General features: G+C 65.1%; 1 protein-coding gene. It reads right to left on the reverse strand.

Features of this window, described 5'->3' with window-relative positions; genetic code table 11:
* Positions 1–480: 480 nt before the first annotated feature.
* A complete protein-coding gene (locus ABZS37_RS32650; protein ID WP_355175452.1) occupies positions 481–1,155 on the reverse strand; it encodes an HNH endonuclease family protein in 675 nt (224 codons plus the stop codon).
* Positions 1,156–1,847: the final 692 nt, after the last annotated feature.

Raw genomic sequence — 1,847 nt, forward strand, 5'->3', positions numbered from 1 at the left:
TCATCCGAGGGTTCATCATGATCGCAGCACCAACCATGATGCCAACAACGATCATCGATGCTCAAGGACTCGCAACCGTGCACGAGGTCGTTAGGCTGGCAGATCGCTGCCGTCGGCAGGCTTGCGGTACGGGATGATCACCTATGGGTTTGCCGCGGTAGCCTCCGTCGGCCAATACTGGCCGCCCGTGCAGCTTCTCCTGAGACGGGATCTGGGGGTGCCTGGGCCGCCGGGACGTGTGGTTGACCCGGGAGGTCAGGCGGAAGGTCACCGCCCATGCTGGCGATAGCGAGACGGGCCGGGTGTTGCGGTGGAAGCTCGACACCGAGGACGAGGCCCTCGTCATGGTCAAGCGCCCCTGGCTGCTGATGCGGGCGGCCAGTGGCGCAAGCAGCCCGACAGCCCCCCGCCGCAGCAGGCGTAGCGCCCGGCTTGCGGTCTGCGGCCACAAGGGCCGCCGACCGTGAGCCGGGATCGTGGTTAGGAGCTGCAAGTGTTGAGCATGCTCTGCAGGGCGGATTTCTCCGACGTCTGCAGGGTCAGGCCCCAGTTGTACTTCACGGTGATCCACATCTTGCTGTAGGTGCATCGGTACGACGACAGGGGCGGCTGCCAGGTGGAGGGATCCTGGTCGCCCTTGGACTGGTTGACGTTATCGGTCACTGCGATCAACTGTGGGCGGGTGAGGTCGTTGGCGAAGCTCTGCCGGCGGCTGGTCGTCCACGAGTTAGCCCCCGAGCGCCACGCCTCGGCGAGGGGTACGACGTGGTCGATGTCGACGTCGGAGGCCGCCGTCCAGGTCGCGCCGTCGTAGGGGCTGTACCAGCGGCCCGAGGTGGCGGAGCAGGAGCTGTCGACGACGACGGAGGTGCCGTCGCGCTTGAGGACCTGCTCGCGGGTGTTGCAGCTACCGCTGATGGTGATCCAGTGCGGGAACAGGTCCCGCGAGTAGCCGCTGGTCGAGCCTTGGGTTGCCACAGTCAGGGAGTTGAGCTGTGACTGGGCTGTCGCCTTCGACGGGATCCCGGGAGGTGTGGCCGACGCCGGCTGCGCATTGACTCCGACCAGGCCGGCGCCGACGAGCGCGGCGAGGACGACTGCGGCTGCGTGACGCGTGACGCGTGGGAAACGGGCTGGGACTCGGGTTACCCGCATGGGGCCTCCTCGGCAGTGGGGTGGACGGCAACCGTCTCTGACGATCATGGCCATCGAAGGGCGTGTTTGTGAAGGGTGAGGAAGCAGCTACGAAACTTCGAAGCGCTTCGCTGGCGTGCGAGCACGAGTTGGGCGCATCCGGCGGACCTCGTGCTGCTTATCGTTCCGCTACCGCCATCGAGCGTTCGGCATCTTCCAGCGCCACCCCTGTGCGCCCCTCAACCATGTGAGAGGGGGTGAGCGAAATTCGGGTCCGATGTCGTGGGTCGGTTCTGCGGTGACTCCAGACGGCCGGCGTCTCGGCACCAACGAGGGGTTGCGTCCGCCGCTCACGCCGATGCTGGCGAAGGCCGTTGACGCTGTACCTGAGGCGTCGGGTCTGGCATACGAGCCGAAGTGGGACGGTTCTCCAGACACACGTACGTGTCTCAGCTGAGGATCGACTCGTATCTCTCTAGCCCTGGCTCCGTTGAGTGATTGGCATGGTCGTCGATCGGTCACGGGGTTTGCATGCACTTGTTCTTCACCGATGTGCAGAAGGTGCGCAAGGTCGGCGAGATTCCCGGCCTGGACGCGGTGGAGTTGTCTGGCCTGTTGGCTAGTGCCTCGTCTTTGAACGTTGATCGTGTAATCCGTCGGTGCTGAGGACGTGTCGGGCAGGCTGTCTCCCAACGATTCTTGGGAGGTGGTGG

It is taken from the genome of Micromonospora sp. NPDC005413 (assembly GCF_040606435.1).
In the GTDB taxonomy this organism is placed as follows: Bacteria; Actinomycetota; Actinomycetes; order Mycobacteriales; family Micromonosporaceae; genus Micromonospora.